The 14,196-nt window shown below is 69.3% G+C and carries 15 protein-coding genes and 1 pseudogene; 12 read left to right on the forward strand and 4 right to left on the reverse strand.

Translation table 11 applies throughout. The annotated features are described in order from the left end of the window. The first annotated feature begins 5 nt into the window (after positions 1–5). The 8 genes from ACGF15_RS03405 to ACGF15_RS03440 all read left to right on the forward strand — a co-directional run bounded on the left by ACGF15_RS03405 (position 6) and on the right by ACGF15_RS03440 (position 7,030). Complete coding sequence (locus ACGF15_RS03405; protein WP_392796768.1) at positions 6–671, forward strand: TylF/MycF/NovP-related O-methyltransferase; 666 nt, start codon at positions 6–8, stop codon at positions 669–671. Next, entirely contained in the window at positions 668–1,591 is a 924-nt protein-coding gene (locus ACGF15_RS03410; protein WP_392796769.1) for an NAD(P)-dependent oxidoreductase, read from the forward strand. The genes ACGF15_RS03405 and ACGF15_RS03410 overlap by 4 nt, the downstream gene beginning before the upstream one ends. Then, positions 1,588–2,454 carry a hypothetical protein gene (locus tag ACGF15_RS03415; RefSeq protein ID WP_392796770.1) on the forward strand — a complete coding sequence of 289 codons (867 nt, stop codon included), beginning with the start codon at positions 1,588–1,590 and terminating at the stop codon, positions 2,452–2,454. Before ACGF15_RS03410 ends, ACGF15_RS03415 begins: the two co-directional genes overlap by 4 nt. A 30-nt stretch (positions 2,455–2,484) precedes the next feature. Then, entirely contained in the window at positions 2,485–4,368 is a 1,884-nt protein-coding gene (locus tag ACGF15_RS03420; RefSeq protein ID WP_392796771.1) for a radical SAM protein, read from the forward strand. Beyond that, positions 4,365–5,102: a 2OG-Fe(II) oxygenase gene (locus tag ACGF15_RS03425; protein WP_392796772.1), complete on the forward strand. Its 738-nt coding sequence runs from the start codon at positions 4,365–4,367 to the stop codon at positions 5,100–5,102. Before ACGF15_RS03420 ends, ACGF15_RS03425 begins: the two co-directional genes overlap by 4 nt. 74 nt (positions 5,103–5,176) lie before the next feature. Then, on the forward strand, positions 5,177–5,338 hold the full coding sequence (locus ACGF15_RS03430) for a hypothetical protein (RefSeq protein ID WP_392796773.1): 162 nt from the start codon (positions 5,177–5,179) through the stop codon (positions 5,336–5,338). Between the two features lie 57 nt (positions 5,339–5,395). After that, positions 5,396–6,298 carry an aKG-HExxH-type peptide beta-hydroxylase gene (locus tag ACGF15_RS03435; protein ID WP_392796774.1) on the forward strand — a complete coding sequence of 301 codons (903 nt, stop codon included), beginning with the start codon at positions 5,396–5,398 and terminating at the stop codon, positions 6,296–6,298. A 378-nt stretch (positions 6,299–6,676) separates the two neighbouring features. Beyond that, positions 6,677–7,030 carry a hypothetical protein gene (locus ACGF15_RS03440; protein ID WP_392796775.1) on the forward strand — a complete coding sequence of 118 codons (354 nt, stop codon included), beginning with the start codon at positions 6,677–6,679 and terminating at the stop codon, positions 7,028–7,030. A 446-nt stretch (positions 7,031–7,476) separates the two neighbouring features. Here the strand turns inward: ACGF15_RS03440 and ACGF15_RS03445 are convergent, their stop codons facing one another. Beyond that, a complete protein-coding gene (locus tag ACGF15_RS03445) occupies positions 7,477–9,072 on the reverse strand; it encodes a recombinase family protein (RefSeq protein ID WP_392796776.1) in 1,596 nt (531 codons plus the stop codon). Positions 9,073–9,148: 76 nt separating this feature from the next. Continuing rightward, positions 9,149–9,598 (reverse strand): annotated as a pseudogene (gene rsgA, locus ACGF15_RS03450) (GTPase RsgA); the annotation flags it as partial. Positions 9,599–9,926: 328 nt separating this feature from the next. On the opposite strand from rsgA, the gene ACGF15_RS03455 reads away from it, so the two are divergent. The 4 genes from ACGF15_RS03455 to ACGF15_RS03470 are packed head-to-tail and all read left to right on the forward strand — an operon-like array spanning position 9,927 to position 12,380. Then, on the forward strand, positions 9,927–10,400 hold the full coding sequence (locus tag ACGF15_RS03455; protein ID WP_392796777.1) for a hypothetical protein: 474 nt from the start codon (positions 9,927–9,929) through the stop codon (positions 10,398–10,400). A gap of 14 nt (positions 10,401–10,414) precedes the next feature. Then, positions 10,415–11,119, forward strand: coding sequence for a hypothetical protein (locus ACGF15_RS03460; protein ID WP_392796778.1), 705 nt, complete (start codon positions 10,415–10,417; stop codon positions 11,117–11,119). Further along, on the forward strand, positions 11,047–11,853 hold the full coding sequence (locus tag ACGF15_RS03465) for a hypothetical protein (RefSeq protein WP_392796779.1): 807 nt from the start codon (positions 11,047–11,049) through the stop codon (positions 11,851–11,853). Before ACGF15_RS03460 ends, ACGF15_RS03465 begins: the two co-directional genes overlap by 73 nt. A gap of 44 nt (positions 11,854–11,897) precedes the next feature. After that, positions 11,898–12,380 (forward strand): hypothetical protein, encoded by a 483-nt coding sequence (locus tag ACGF15_RS03470; protein WP_360655234.1) that lies wholly within the window; start codon positions 11,898–11,900, stop codon positions 12,378–12,380. A 417-nt stretch (positions 12,381–12,797) separates the two neighbouring features. Here the strand turns inward: ACGF15_RS03470 and ACGF15_RS03475 are convergent, their stop codons facing one another. Further along, the gene (locus ACGF15_RS03475; protein WP_392796780.1) at positions 12,798–13,487 is read right to left on the reverse strand and encodes a type 1 glutamine amidotransferase domain-containing protein; all 690 of its coding nucleotides are present in this window, start codon (positions 13,485–13,487) and stop codon (positions 12,798–12,800) included. Positions 13,488–13,573: 86 nt separating this feature from the next. Then, positions 13,574–14,167: a TetR/AcrR family transcriptional regulator gene (locus ACGF15_RS03480; protein ID WP_392796781.1), complete on the reverse strand. Its 594-nt coding sequence runs from the start codon at positions 14,165–14,167 to the stop codon at positions 13,574–13,576. Between the last annotated feature and the right edge of the window lie 29 nt (positions 14,168–14,196).

A 14,196-nucleotide genomic window follows, 5' to 3' on the forward strand; every position in this document is an offset into this window, starting at 1 on the left:
CCTTCATGGATCCGACGTTGAAGGATCTGCGGGAGTGGCTGCTGCGGGAGCACGCCGGGACGGTCTGTTCCGACCGGCTCCGCGTGATCGCCGACGAGCTCGCCGACCTGACTGCCCGCGGTCTGCAAGGTGCTGTGGTGGAACTCGGTTGCTACAGAGGCGCGATGGCCCTCTGGATCCGTAGCGTGCTCGAATCGCTGGGCGACCACGACCGCGAGATCCACGTCTACGACTCCTTCCAGGGCGTGCCCGCACCCGGCGCCGAGGACTCGGACCATCTGGCGGCGGGCGAGCTCCGGTCGTCCCCGGACGACCTACGCGCCACGCACACGACCTGGGGCAGGCCGGCACCGGTCATCCATCCGGGGTGGTTCGACGAGACCCTTCCCAATGAGCTGCCCGAAGAGATCGCGTTCGCCTACCTGGACGGCGACTTCTACGACTCGACCCTCACGGGCCTCACGCACTGCGTCACCCGCCTGGTGCCGACCGGTGTGTTGCTCGTCGATGACTACGCGGACACGACGGTCAACCCGCGGGCCTGGGACGGGCTCCCGGGGGTGAAGCGCGCCTGCGACGTGTACTTCGGTGCGCCTTCGCCCGTGACCGTCGTCGTCGGCGAGGGCGATCTCGCCTTCGGCCGGTACGAGAAGCCGGAGTTCCCCGGATGAGCGCTGTTCTGGTGCTACGCGGTGCGGCGGACGCGAGCGCGATCCGCCGCGCCCTGCCCGATGTCCTCGTACACGAGTTGCCGGACCTGGACTCGCCTCCGCCCGCCGATACGGCCGTGATCGTCCTGCGTTCCGGCGTCCGTCTCGGCGAGAGGGAGCTCGACGCGCTCCCTCACCTGCGGCACGTCGTACGAACCGGCTCCGGCATCGACCACATCGACGTGAAAGCCCTACAGCACCGTGGCATCACGCTGCACCGCAACGCGGAGGCCGGCGCGGGCGCCGTGGGCGAGTGGGTCCTGGCCGCTGCCCTCGCCCTGGCCCGGCGGATCCCCTTGGGACATCACGCGCTGCTGCTCGGCCAGCACGAGGAGCAGGCGTGCATGGGTGCGTCACTCGGCACCCTGGCCGCAGGTATCTGGGGCGCGGGCCCAGTGGGGCTGGCCTCCGACTGGGCCCTCGCCCCGTTCATGGGCCGCACTACCTTCGCCGCGTGGCCGTCGAACCCTCCCGGTCTGCGAGAGCTGTCGCCGACAGCCCTCATGGAGCAGTCGCAGGTACACGTGATCGCTCTGCCGCTGCGCCCCACGACCGAACAGCTCATCGGCGAGGACTTCCTCGCACACGTCGCACCGCAGCGGCCTCTGCTGATCTGCGCAGGGCGGCTGGAGACCCTCGACGTGGCCGCCTGCCTGCGGGCACTGGCGGACGGGAGGCTCTCGGGCCTCGCCCTCGACCCGGTCGAGCGGGAGCACCTGCCGCTTCTCACCGGCTCCACGACGCCGCTCAACCTCTTGGCCTCGCCCCACATCGGCGCCCAGCGCTCCGACGTGCGCGGCGCGCTCGACCGATGGGCCGTCGATCTCCTCAGGGAGATCACCGCTGACAACAGGATCCTGATCGAAGGAGGCCACCGGTGAACCCATCGGCACGACTGCGCCGGGAGATCGCCGACAGAGTCGCCCGGGCGCTGGTCGCGTCCGGCGAGGCCCGCGAAGTCTGGCTGGAGGGAGCCCTCGCCTGCGGCTTCGCCCACGCAGCGAGCGACATCGACCTGCGTGGCATCGTGGACGGCGCCCTCCCGGCGTGGGAGTCGCGCATCGTGGACGGCGTCCGTGTCGACCTCCAGGCGACGGCGCCGCAGCGAGCGGAAGAACTCCGCCGCCTGCTCCGCTCCTTCGACGTCCGCCGCGACGACCTCGGATCGTTCCGCCGGGTACGCGCCTCGATGCACGACCTCATGTGTCTGCGCACCGCACTCTCGTACGGCTCCGAACGCTGGGATCCGGTGCTCGACCCCGGGGAGCGCCAGGGCTACCGACGCTGGGCGGTCGCCGACCAGGCCGAGGTCGCGGCAAGTCTCGCCGAGGACCTGACCGGCCTTGTCGAGGACGGCCTGGCCGAACCGGCCAGCGTCGTGTGCCGGAAGCTGGAGACCTGCCTCACCGCGCTCGGCTGCGCGGCGGCCGGCCGCCCGGTCCTGGGCGACAAGTGGCTGCCGCTGCTTGCCGACGCGCGTCCCCGCCCGTCGATCGACCCGGCTCGCGCAGAGACGTGGGAGTGGTTCCGTCCGGTTCAACGAGGCGTGACGAGAGCGCTTCTGGACTGCTGGCCCGTCGACGACCTGCTGCAGAAGCCTCCCAACCTGGGTGCCCCTGACGCCGGCTGGCTGCCCCAGCGGTACGCCGACGGGTGGTTCCTTCGCCGTGGCGACGTCCACATCCCCATCACCGGCGGACAGCTTCTCGGGTGGCTGTCCGCGGTCTCCACCGATGGCGCGTAGACCGCGCCTCTCCTCCTCGGGAGTCCTCTGATGCCCGCCACCCGCACCGCCTCCATCGACCTGGAGAGTCTCCACGCCCCGCTGTCGAGCACCGGCCCGGACACGGCCGTCTCCGTCATCCTCAAGCTCCGCGGGGAGACCTGCGACATCGACTGTCTGTACTGCTTCGAGAAGCGCAAGGAGTCACCGGGCGGCGCCCGCATCAGCGCGGAACAGGTCCACCGCCTCGGTTCGATCTTCTCCGGGCGCCCGCTCAGCGTCGAACTCCACGGCGGGGAGCCCCTGACCGCCGGCCGGGAACGGATCGCGGAGATCCTGGACGCGCTCGCCTCACAGCCGAACGTCATCCGCGTGAGCCTCCAGACCAACGGCCTCCAGCTCGACGACGCCTGGCTGGACCTGTTCGAGCGGCACTGCCCCCAGCTGGAGATCGGCATCTCCCTCGACGGGGACGCACTGGGGAACTCGTGGCGTGTCGGTTACGACGGCCGCCCCACGTACCCCCGAGTGATCGAAGCCCTGGAACTCCTCGGCCGTCGGGAACGCCGCGTCGGCGTCATCTGCGCCGTCACCCCGTACGTCCTCGACCGGGCCTCCGAGGTCATGGAGCACCTCGCCTCCTTTCCCACCGTGACGACGGTCAGCCTGGTGCCGTGCTTCGACGCGGCGGTCACCCGTTCGACCACGGTGGCGGGATCCCGTACGCCGACCAGCCGGGCACTCCAGCGACGGGCCATCGGCCCCACCGGGCCGGCCTGGGCCGTCACGCCGCGTCAGTACGCCGACTTCGTGCTGGAGGCCGCCCACCACTGGGTCGCCGACGGCCTGTTCCGCCGCGTCAAGCTGGAGCCCGTCGTCTCCGTCATCCGCCGCCTGAGGGGTCTACAAACCCGGTCCTGTCACTTCTCCGACCTGAAGTGCGACCACGTCCTCACCGTCTATCCCGATGACCGCCTGGGAAGCTGCGACGAACTGCCCTGGCCGCAGGCCGGCCTCGCCGCGTTCGGCGACGTACACGCCGAGGCGGACGTGGCCGGCGCCCAGGGCGGGTCTCCCTTGCTTCAGCAGGCTCGCTCCCTGGTCACGAAGTGCACGACCTGCGACTACCGCGACACCTGCGGCGCAGGCTGCCCGGCGGTCCGCCTCCGCTTCGCCGCCGCGGGCGACGAGGACGCGTACTGCGACCACCGCATGCGCCTGATCGACGGCGTCGCCGCCCTGCTCGCCCAGCCGGATCTCCCGCCCGGTGCCTCCTGTTCCCGGCTGCGCTGGCGTCCCGTCCGCCCCAACGACATGCACCACGTCGTGGCGTTCCTGGCCCGCTGGGATGACCCCGCCGCACCGCGCCCGCCAGCACGCCTCCAGGTAAGCGCCCACGGCAACATCAACACGGTCGGCCTGCCCGGCATTCACGAGGCGGACGATCTCGACCCGCGACACCCCCAGTGGTACGAGGGCATCGAGCCCGGCGTCCGCCCGGTCGTCGACGCGCTCACCGCGGGCTGGAGCACCGTCACCTATGACAGCTGCCAGGGCCACGCCTACGCCGACCTCCCCGGAGCCGAGCGCCGGTTCCTCTCAGTCGGCATCCTGCCGCGCGACCGCGCCGAGTACGCGCGAACAGCCGCGCGCCTGTGCCGCGCCGCAGACCGAGCCAAGTCCTCCCTGCCCGGAGCGTGTTCGCTGGTCCTCGGCAGCAACGAGCTCACGTGCCGCACCACCGGCCGGATGTACCCGACGCTCGACCTCCATCTCGTACCCCCTGCCGGCACCGCGCCTGCCGAGTACTTCGAGAACCTCACCGAGGCCGTGCACGTACTCACGGAGGCCCTGGCCGAAGCCGCCTCTGCCCCGCCGTCCGCCCCCTGCGCCTGCGCGGGCGAAGCCCACTCCAGCGATGGAGGCGAGCAGTGATCCACATCGCCGAGACGCTGTCCATCCGCACCGTGGAGAGCTTCCTCAGGCCGAACGAGATCGAGCGCCTCAACGACGTCATGGACGACGCGCTCGACCCCCTCGGGCGCGACCAGTACGGCGCGGGCCGCCATACGACCATCCACGAGATCCCCGGTCACTCCCCCGCCGAGGCGCAGGACGTCTACGAGCCTGCCGGCCGGATCGAGATGACCGACATCCCGTACGAGGCGACCACCCTCCTCGAGCAAGCCCTCAAGCTCCACATGACCGCCATCACGCGCACCCTTCCGTCGGTCACCGGCCACCGGCCGTGGATCTACCTCGAGTACGGCGCCGGCCAGTACATCACCCCGCATGCGGACGGCATCGCCCCCGATCCCCTCACCCGTCCTCGGCAGATCGCCGCCGCGACGGTCACGCTCACGGACACCCAGGACACGGGCGGGGCGCTCTACGTGGAGACCACGGGCAGTGACGCCGTCTGGACCGCCGACGAGGCGCCGACCGGGTCGGGTTACGCCCCGGGGATGCGCTTCGCACACGACGGGGCGGACATGTCCTCCCCCTGGTTTTGCAGCATGCCGCGCACCCGATGGAGCGTCGCCCCCTCTCCGGGAACGCTCGTGGTCTTCGGCAGCCAGCTCGTCCACGGCACCGAACCGGTCCGCGCCGGCCGTGTTCGCAAGTTCCTGACGCTCTTCGTCTCCGAGCAAGGAGCCATGCATCCGTGACCGGCCCCCGCGGCCCGCCCGCACCAGCCCTTCGCCCCGACCCACCGCCCCTACCTGAGGAGAGAGAGCGAGCAGTGGCAGACGACAAGACGTTCGACGAGTTCCTGGAGGCGGTCGCGTCCCTGCGTGACAGCGACCCGGTACGCACCACCGCGCACACCTCCAACGCGGCCACCGAGACCTGGCTGGCCACCACGGTTCAGCCTGACACCGCTGAGCCCACCACCGAGTCCTGATCCGCCGCGGGGCCGGGCCCCTCCCGGTCCGGCCCCGTTCCACTCCCGGAGCCCCAGATGAGCGCTCTCTCCCCGGAAGCCCTGGTCGCCCTCGATGGCATCGCCGACCACCAGCGCCTACGGACCAACCGCATCGCCTCCGTGCTCGGCAACCGCCTCGGCTCGTCCGCTCTCGACTACGCCGTGGCCCACCACCTGCTCGAAGGCGCCGAACACGCGGCGCGCGCCCGGGACGCGGACCGCCTCGCCTGGTATCGCCGTACGACGGTGCAAGACCTGACCCACCTGTCGGCCGACCCGCACATCGTGCTCAGCCCGCGCCCCGCGGACCTGCTCCGCTCGGAGATCTCCGAAACCGCGTACTACCTCGTCGGCCCCGACGCCGACCCTGCCCCACCCGAGGCCCATGGCCTCGTTCGTGCCGCCCTCGCCTCCGCGACCGAGCACGGCTTCGGCACCCTGCTCACCCAGCACGCCCCCGTCATCTGCCTGCTCAACCGTTGCCGGCTCGACGAGACGCTCCACAGCTGGGCCCTCACCCGCCTCCCGGGCACCGTCTTCACCGACTACACCACCCACCCCGAGGTCCTGGCCCGCGATCTCATCCACGAGGCCGCCCACAACTGGCTCAACGACGCCCTGACCGCGTACGCGGTACACCTCCCCGCCGACGTCATGTTCTTCTCCCCTTGGCGGGGCACCCAGCGCCCCGTCTACGGCTTCCTGCACGCCTGCTGGGCTTTCTCCCTCACCGTGCTGTACATGCAGTCGGTTCGGGACGATGCCACCGGCTCTGTTCTTTCTTTTCTCGACGATCACCTGGAACAGCAAAAGGGCCAGTTCACCTCCGCCCTCGGCTCGCTGGAGGAAGCGCTCTCCTTCGTCCCCTCTGAGGAGGTCTGCCAGCACATCAGGAACGCCGTAGGCCAAACCCGCTTCCTGCGTACCTCAGCCATCTGACGCAGTGCATTGGACAGCGCCTGACGGGAACTTCGGGCTCATCTGGCGCTCTGCGGGGTCTGTCAGTCGATTTACAGTCCCCATCGAGATGCACGACGAATGGATCGCCTTCCCCCGCCGCTACCTCCCCGAAGGCAGCATGGACAAGATCTATCCAGCTGAAGATCAGCCCGGCACGGCTACACCACTACAGGGGACATGACTGCCGCGCGCAATGACGTGGTGCAGCCGGTGATGTCCGAACTGGCGCGGCCATCTCCTGGTCGCGAGCCGGGATGCGCTAGTAATGACCTGTCGTGGAGTTCAGCATCCGGTCCGGAGTAGTAATAGGGTTGCCTGAAAATGTTGGTGGAGACTGCAGTTCTGACCGTTAGCAGAGTGGCGCTCGCCGCAGCGCTGCTTGTTTCGGCTCGAAGATATGTGCTGGGGTTGGCAATCTTTGTATTCACCATCTCGGGGCTGACATCGTTGATGCTGTCCGCTTTCGTGTTCACCGGCTGGTGGGGAGACTTCCTCATAAACCTCGGCCTCGGCCTAGTGTTTTCCGGTGTAGTGGACCTAATGATTCTTGGTGTCATCGGAGACTTGCGCCAGCGCGACCAGAAGGATTCGAGGCAAATTCATGTGACCTTGGATCGTGGCGGAAGTGATGAACTTTCTTCCTTGATCGCGCTAGCTCTTGAATCGCGCCTGGACATCGTTATTCGGGTTCCAGAGCGCAGCACCGAGTAATGAATAATGCAGATCGGCCTGTGCGTCGCTGCCAGCAGCCATCGTGTCAACTCTCAACGAGCTTCGCTGCTCGGAGAGTTGCGCGATGGCTGCCTCATGCCCAAGGGCTATGCGGAGATCGCTGCTACACCACTCGGCGGGACACCATCAGGGATGGATCAGCGACGAGACCCGGAAGAGCTGGGCGACGGGTATCCGAAGTCAACTGGCCGGGAAGCCGTTCACCACCGTGCGGCGCAAGGTCTCGGCAGAAGCAGCGAAGCAGGTGGCCCGCCGATGGAACGCCTCCGTAAACTCACCGGCGATCACGAGGGTCCATTGCGGTTAGGCCCGTTCACCGCCACTGGCACGGTCTCCGTGGCCTCGGCTGACAGATGGACCATGGCGCGCAGATTCCTCCGGAACAGGGCTTCCCCTGTTCCGGAATCACAGCCTCACGAAATGCGTCAGGCGACCCACTCGGGAACGACCCGGCCGAGAATCGGGGTGCGATCCCCAGGGAACCGTGCGGGAACGATCGTCAACGACTTCAGGACGCAGCCCAGGAGCATGCGCCGGTCCGCGAGCGTCGACTCCGCCCACGCGTCCGCCAGCGCCTCGCCGTCGGCGAAGAAGACAGAGAGGTCGGCTTCCCGTGCAAGTTCGGCCGCTTCGAGGTCGAGTGACTCGATCACCGCCGACTGCTCGGCTGCCAACGTATTGAACCGGTCTTCGGACAACCTGCCTTCCACGTAGAAGTCGTGTTCCAGCTTGTCGCGGCGTGTCCTCGCCGCGTCGAGGCCGGCAATGACCTCCTTGCGGCGCTGTTCCTTCTCCACGTCATGGAAGACCGCCCAGCGTCGGACTATGGCGTCAAGGCCCGGGGACCCGTGTTCGAGAGCCGAGACGTGGCTCAGCCACATCGCCTCGACCGCCGCGTCCATACGCGGCGCTCGGACCACCACACCGGGGCAGGCGTCCTTGCCGTACACCGATCGGGTGCGACACCGGTACATGAGGCTGCGGGCGCTGCCGCTGCCACTGCCCGTCATGCCCTTCCCGCAGTGCGGGCAGGAGAAGATGCCGCCGAGGAAGGTGGTGTGTGGGCGTTTCCCGCGTGATCCCCCGCCCATCTTGGTGATGCGCGCTTCGATCAGCGCGAGGATCCGAAGCCGCTCCCCCGGGCTGACGACACCGGTCCCGATCACTACCGGATTCCCTTCGGCGTCCCGCACGGGCTCAGCCGAGGGCACCCAGACGTCGAGGGGCTGGCCATGCTCGTCGACCCGCCTTTCCTTGGTCGGCAGCAGGCCGGCCCATGCCGTCGAGCGAACCATGCGTGTGATCGCCCGGGCGTCCCAGCGGGCGCCGTCGCGCGTCCGGATGCCGTCCCGTTCCAGGTCGTGGGCCACGCGCATCGCGGACTTCCCGGCCAGCAGCTCGTCCGCTATGCGACGGGCGTGCGGGTACTCGGCAGGGTCCGGTTCGATGTGTCCCGATCCCCTGGGGGAGCGGACGCCGTACGGGGTGCGACCGCCCGGCCACCTGCCGGCGGTGCGTGCCGCGTTCTTTCCGGTCGTCACCCGGAGGGTGAGGTCCTTGATCTCCTCGCGAGCGCGTTCGGCCAGGATCGCGAAGACGATGCGGGTGCCCGGCTGGCTGGAGTCCAGGCGTTCCTGGAGCACGAAGAGCCGTGCCTGCCGGCGGTCGAACTCGTCCAGGGCCGTGCCTATGGCAGCCATGCCCCGTCGGTCGAAGCGGTCCGTCTTCCAGACGGCGAGCGTCTTGATCTCGCCGTCCATGACGGCGGCCATCGCGCCTTCGAGCTTCTCGCGCCGCACGTGCTGCTTGGAAGCGCTCCGCTGCTCCAGCCAGACCTTGCGGACGGTGAGCCCCTGCCGGTCCATCTCACGGCGCAGGTCGCGCGCGTGCTGCTTGAGGGTCTCGACCGTCTCCCTCTTCTTGCTGCGGCGCAGGTAGAGGTCGACCAGGTCGTCCGGGGACTTCCCTGCCAACTCCTCGGGAGAACCGTCCCGGAACTCCTCTGCCGTCTTCTTCGCCATAGTGCCCTCCTACCTCACAGATCCGGCCGCTCCAAACGGCATCTGTGCAGGTGAGGGCTGGTGTGTACTACTCGGCGCTCTCCCAGGCGAGGGCGAGGAAGCGCTCGACGCGGCCGAGGTCGATCTCGACGGCGAGCGAGACGCAGATGACGGCGTGCTCGACGTTGGCGGCGAGGATCTGGCCCTCGGACCGCTTGGAGGAGGTGGACCGCACGAAGGCGGTGCGGCGCGGCAGGACGCAGCGGGCGTAGCGCGGGTCGCCCCCCGGGTCCACGGCGACCCAGTCCCCGGTGCACACGACGCGCAGCGGATCGTGCGGGGTGACGAACTCGGTGTCGACCTGCACGGTCCCGGCGGCGGTGACGACATCGCACCGGCCGCGGTCGACGCGCAGGACACGGCCGGGCAGCAGGCCGCGCCCGGCGTGGGGGGCGAAGCTGTCGGCCCAGGCCTCGTCCCAGCCGTAGGCGGCGAGGACCTCCTGGCCGGAGGAGGTGGAGGGGGTGTCGAACGGAGCGTGTGACAAGGGGAACCCTTCGGAGGGTGGCCCCGGCGGCGCGCTCTGCGCGCGGAAGTCGAGTGGGTGTCAGCCGGAGGCCACAGGGGTGGGAACGATGAACTCCTGAATGCGGGCAGCGCCCGTCACCGCGACAGTCATCAATGTCCTCACCTCCGGTTTTTCCTCAACGAACCAACACCGCCTCCTCGCAAGGAGACGAGCAGCACCATAGCCCCGCCCCAGGGCATGGCACCACCGATTTGTCCCAGACCTCACCCGCCCGATATCGGCTGCGGGCGCTCCGTCGCCACGCCGCGAGGGGAACCTCCTCGCGGCGCCGTGATCCAATGACGTGATGGCATGGGATGAATGGGACCGAGCGAAAGCAGACGTGACCGCCCGACAGCAAGCGTCGATGCGACTCAACCAACTGCCAGGCGGCCCAGGAGGCAACCAACAAGCTGACCTCGTCGTGAACCAGGACGTCCTCGGCGCGGTAGGGCATGAGGCGTTCCTGCTGCACAGCCGGTTACGGAAAGAAGCCGATATCGGCGGTGCCGGCGCCGACGCGGAGGGGGCCGGCTCCACGATGCAGGCGGCAGCGGCCTTGAAGGGCAGCAGCTTCGCCCTCGGGAGTGAGCTGGAGACGACGGTGTCCGTCTGGACCTCGCAGGTCAAGAGTGTCCTTCAGGCATGTGCACACATCTCGAATCACCTGGACTACTCGAAGAAGACACACGCGGAGAACGACGCCGCGATCGCCGCGTCCCTCAGGAACCGGGACGGCTCGGCCGTACCCGTCTCCCGCCTCGCCGAGTACTTCACGTAGGGGAGGAGCGCTTCATGAACTACACCGAGCTCATGGAGGTCGACCTCGGCAGACTGGGGACGGCGGTCGCCGACTGGAAGCGCATGGCGGAGAAGATGCAGCGGCTCGGCGGCGATGCTCGAGACGGTATGAAGGCGAAGGCTGACAAGGCCCGTTGGGGCGGAGTCGACGCGAGCGTGACACGGAAGTTCGTCGGCAAGACAGTGAAGGAGTTTGCGGACCTTCACGAGGAAGCTCAGAGCATTTTCAGTGTCCTCGATGACGCACTCACCGAGCTGAGGGGCCTGCAGCAGCGTGCCAGGAATGTGACCGCCGAGGCCGAGGGGAGGGGCTTCAACGTCACCGGCCGCAAGGACGGAAGCATCGCGATCGCGGACGCCCTCATCTGCGAGGTGGACGGGCCCGGGCAGAAGAAGCGCGACATGATGCAGTGGTACGCCGACACACTGACCGGGATCGTGGGTCACGCCGCTGAGGTGGACTCGGCCGCGGTACGGGCGCTGCGCGCAAGCCACGGCGGTGATCCGACCAACGCGGGCCACGCCTCGTACACGTCACTCGACCAGGACATGCTTCCCCGCGCAATGAAGCTCGCCGGGCTGGGAGGAGACGCCGATGACGGGCAGCGCGGGGAGCTGCGGCGACTGTGGCAGTCCCTGAGGCCCGGGCGCAGCTCTGGATACGGCACAAGGACGAGCTGCTGGCGGCCGGCCTGTTGACACCCTCGGTCAAGCGGGTGGGCGCCGACGACGGGGCAGGACCGTACGACGTCGATTCGCCGGGCTTCGGAGACTACTGGATGGAGTTGCAGGCCAACGGGATCTCGAACAGCGGCGACTTCATCGGCAAGACGGACGCGGCCCGGCACATGGACCACTATCTCAACGGGACCGGCAGCACTCTCGACCTCGACGTCGACAGGATGCTGAGCGATGAGGACGACACGGTGCTGCGTGACGTGTCGTCAGCGACGCGCGTCAGGCGAGAGGACGAATGGCGCCGTCAGGCGCTTGAAGCCTTCGCGCAGTCGGGCGGCGAGCCCGTCGCCATCCCCGTCGAGACCGCAGGGGTGGGGTACACCCACGACAAGGGGCCGGATGGCACAGCGAACTGGTACCTCGCGGTGGGCAGTGCCATGACGAACACCACGGGCGTGGTGACCGCAGTGGCGGGCCCGGACGGCAGGCCGCAGGTCAACATCGACTATCAGGTCAACGTCTGGGACCGGTACAACTGGGATCCCGGCAAGGCCACTCCCATCGGTCCGACTACGGTCACCGACGCCGACATGGCCCGTATGCACACGACGGGACAGGCCAGGGAGTTCGACATGAGAGGGAGCAGTTCGGTGCAGCAGCGCGACATGACGTCGGACGGCGCCTGGCCCGACCCGAAGGAACCTGGACGGGACGGCACACGTACCGACATCGGCCGGAACGGGGACGCCCGGTGAATGCGGAGCCGCGAAGCAGGTGGCACCTCGCGTCGGTCGGCGGGATGGCCGTGCTCACCGCGCTGGTGGCCGGATGCTCGGGGGCAGCGGAGAGCCGTACCCCGGCGACGGACCGTTCCTCGGGGCAGGTGTCGCACTGGGTGGACACGGCCACCGTGGAGTCGGTGGCCGAGACGCTGCACGTGCGGATTCCGGCGACAGCGACAGAGGCGAAGGCGGCGCACTTGGCGGGGCTCCAGGACGACGGTCTGATCATGGCGTTCGTTCTCCCCACAGCCGAGGTGGACGCCTTCGTCGCACAGCTCAAGCCGGAGGAACCGCTTAGCCTGCGGAAACAGGCACTCGCCCGCAACACGAACCCGTCAACGCCGTTCTCGCACCTGGGGCTGCCCGAGCCCGACCTGTCGGCGAAGGTCCGCGAAGGTCAGGTGTGCGCACCCTGCGAGGACAACCTCGACTGGCTGAAGATCGCGGTGACGCAGGTCGATGCACGCACCAGCCGGGTCTACCTCAGCGGTGCCGACTGACGACCGCCCCCTGGGTCATGCGGCTGCGGGCCGTGGGGATCCTGCATGGGCACACGGGCACGGTCTACGCACTCGGCGTCCCTGGGGAGGGAGTGCCGGTCTCACTTCCGGGTAGTCCCCGCACCGGCAGCCCGACTGAGCACCCTGGCCAACCCGCGCGACCGACTCGGACGGCGTGACTCGCCGGCCAATGTCCTGCTCTGGCCGGAGGCGACCCTGAGTCGCCACGACCGCCGGACAGGGCACGGCCGACGCGGGACCCGCACGGTGGGCGCCCAGCCATAGCCCCTCCCCGGGCCACGTCACCACCGTATTTCCCGGAGGGCGGCGGCCGGCCGGGCGGCACGGGCGGCCCGGCCCGGGGCGCCCGGGCCTGGGCGGGGCGGCGCCCAGGCCCGGGCGGGGCGGCGCAGGTGCTCAGACGCCGCCCTTGCCGAGCAGTTCGACCAGGGCGTCCGCCGCGGGGGCCGAGGAGGCCGGGTTCTGCCCGGTGACCAGCAGACCGTCCGTCAGCACGTAGGGCTGCCAGTCCTCGGTCCTGGAGTAGAGGCCGCCGAGCCGCACGAGCTCGTCCTCGACCAGGAAGGGCACGACGCCGGTGAGCTGCACGGCCTCCTCCTCGGTGTTGGCGAATCCGGTGACCTTCCGGCCCGAGACCAGCGGGGTGCCGTCCTCGTCGACGGCGTGCCGCAGCGCTCCGGGGGCGTGGCACACCAGTCCCACCGGCTTGCCCGAGCGCAGGGTGGACTCGATCAGCCGGGTGGAGGCCGGGTCCTCGGCCAGGTCCCACAGCGGTCCGTGGCCGCCGGGGTAGAAGACCGCGTCGAAGTCGCCGGACGACACCGTGTCCAGGCGCACGGTGTTCGCCAGCGCCCCGGTCGCCTCCGGGTCGGCTTCGAAGCGCCGGGTGTCGTCGGTCCGGAAGCCGGGCTCGTTGCTCTTGGGGTCCAGGGGCGGCCTGCCGCCCCGGGGCGAGGCGAGCACGAGCTCCGCGCCGGCCTCCTTGAAGCGGTAGTAGGGGGCCGCCAGTTCCTCCAGCCAGAAGCCGGTCTTCAGGCCGGTGTCGCCGAGGTCCTCGTGGGAGGTGAGAACGATCAGGATCCTCATGTCATGCTCCTATGAAAATAGACCAGTCTACTATTGGGTGTGGGCGTGAGCCCCCGTGACCGGATCGGGCACGGGGTGCGGGCCCGCTACAGGTGCAGGAGCCCGCGGGTCACCGCCGTGGCGGTGTCCAGCGGCGCCGGGCTGCGATGGATCTTGGACATGACGCTCGCACCCAGCCACATGTCGTACAGGGCCTGTGCGACCTCGTGGGGGTCCCCGTCCACCGCGAGGGAGCCGTCCTCCAGGCCGGCGACGACGGCGCGCCCGATGCGGTCGACCACGGCGCCCGTGCCGTCCTTCAGGGCGAGGCGCATGGGCTCCGACAGGTCGGCGACCTCGGCGCCGAGCTTCACGGCCAGGCATCTGCCCTGGCACTCCCCGACGCTCTGCGTCTCCCGCCACTGCTGCCAGTAGGCCATCAGCCGCTCGGCCGACGAGCGGCCGGGTTGGGAGAGCACAGCGTCCATGTCGGCCAGGTAGTCCGCGAAGTACCCCCTCAGGATCGCCTCACCGAAGGCGTCCTTCGAGGCGAAGTAGTGGTAGAAGGACCCCTTGGGCACGCCCGCCTCCGTCAGCACCTCGTTGATGCCGACGGCGGAGTAGCCCTTCCGGGCCATGATCTGCCGGGCGGTGTCGAGGATGAGCCGACGGGTGTCCGCACTGCGCGTGGTGACCGACATGCAGGGACCGTACCACCCGAATAGACCGG

Origin of the sequence: Streptomyces sp. NPDC048001 (assembly GCF_043203115.1) — a bacterium.
GTDB lineage: Bacteria > Actinomycetota > Actinomycetes > Streptomycetales > Streptomycetaceae > Streptomyces > Streptomyces sanyensis.

What these genes read in the sequence shown, in the direction of transcription:
- ACGF15_RS03455 (WP_392796777.1), top strand. Translation starts at nt 9,927, where the DNA reads ATGGCATGGGATGAATGGGACCGAGCGAAAGCAGACGTGACCGCCCGA.
- ACGF15_RS03405 (WP_392796768.1), top strand. Translation starts at nt 6, where the DNA reads ATGGATCCGACGTTGAAGGATCTGCGGGAGTGGCTGCTGCGGGAGCAC.
- ACGF15_RS03475 (WP_392796780.1), bottom strand. Translation starts at nt 13,487, where the DNA reads ATGAGGATCCTGATCGTTCTCACCTCCCACGAGGACCTCGGCGACACC.
- ACGF15_RS03420 (WP_392796771.1), top strand. Translation starts at nt 2,485, where the DNA reads ATGCCCGCCACCCGCACCGCCTCCATCGACCTGGAGAGTCTCCACGCC.
- ACGF15_RS03460 (WP_392796778.1), top strand. Translation starts at nt 10,415, where the DNA reads ATGAACTACACCGAGCTCATGGAGGTCGACCTCGGCAGACTGGGGACG.
- ACGF15_RS03445 (WP_392796776.1), bottom strand. Translation starts at nt 9,072, where the DNA reads ATGGCGAAGAAGACGGCAGAGGAGTTCCGGGACGGTTCTCCCGAGGAG.
- ACGF15_RS03435 (WP_392796774.1), top strand. Translation starts at nt 5,396, where the DNA reads ATGAGCGCTCTCTCCCCGGAAGCCCTGGTCGCCCTCGATGGCATCGCC.
- ACGF15_RS03410 (WP_392796769.1), top strand. Translation starts at nt 668, where the DNA reads ATGAGCGCTGTTCTGGTGCTACGCGGTGCGGCGGACGCGAGCGCGATC.
- ACGF15_RS03480 (WP_392796781.1), bottom strand. Translation starts at nt 14,167, where the DNA reads ATGTCGGTCACCACGCGCAGTGCGGACACCCGTCGGCTCATCCTCGAC.
- ACGF15_RS03470 (WP_360655234.1), top strand. Translation starts at nt 11,898, where the DNA reads ATGGCCGTGCTCACCGCGCTGGTGGCCGGATGCTCGGGGGCAGCGGAG.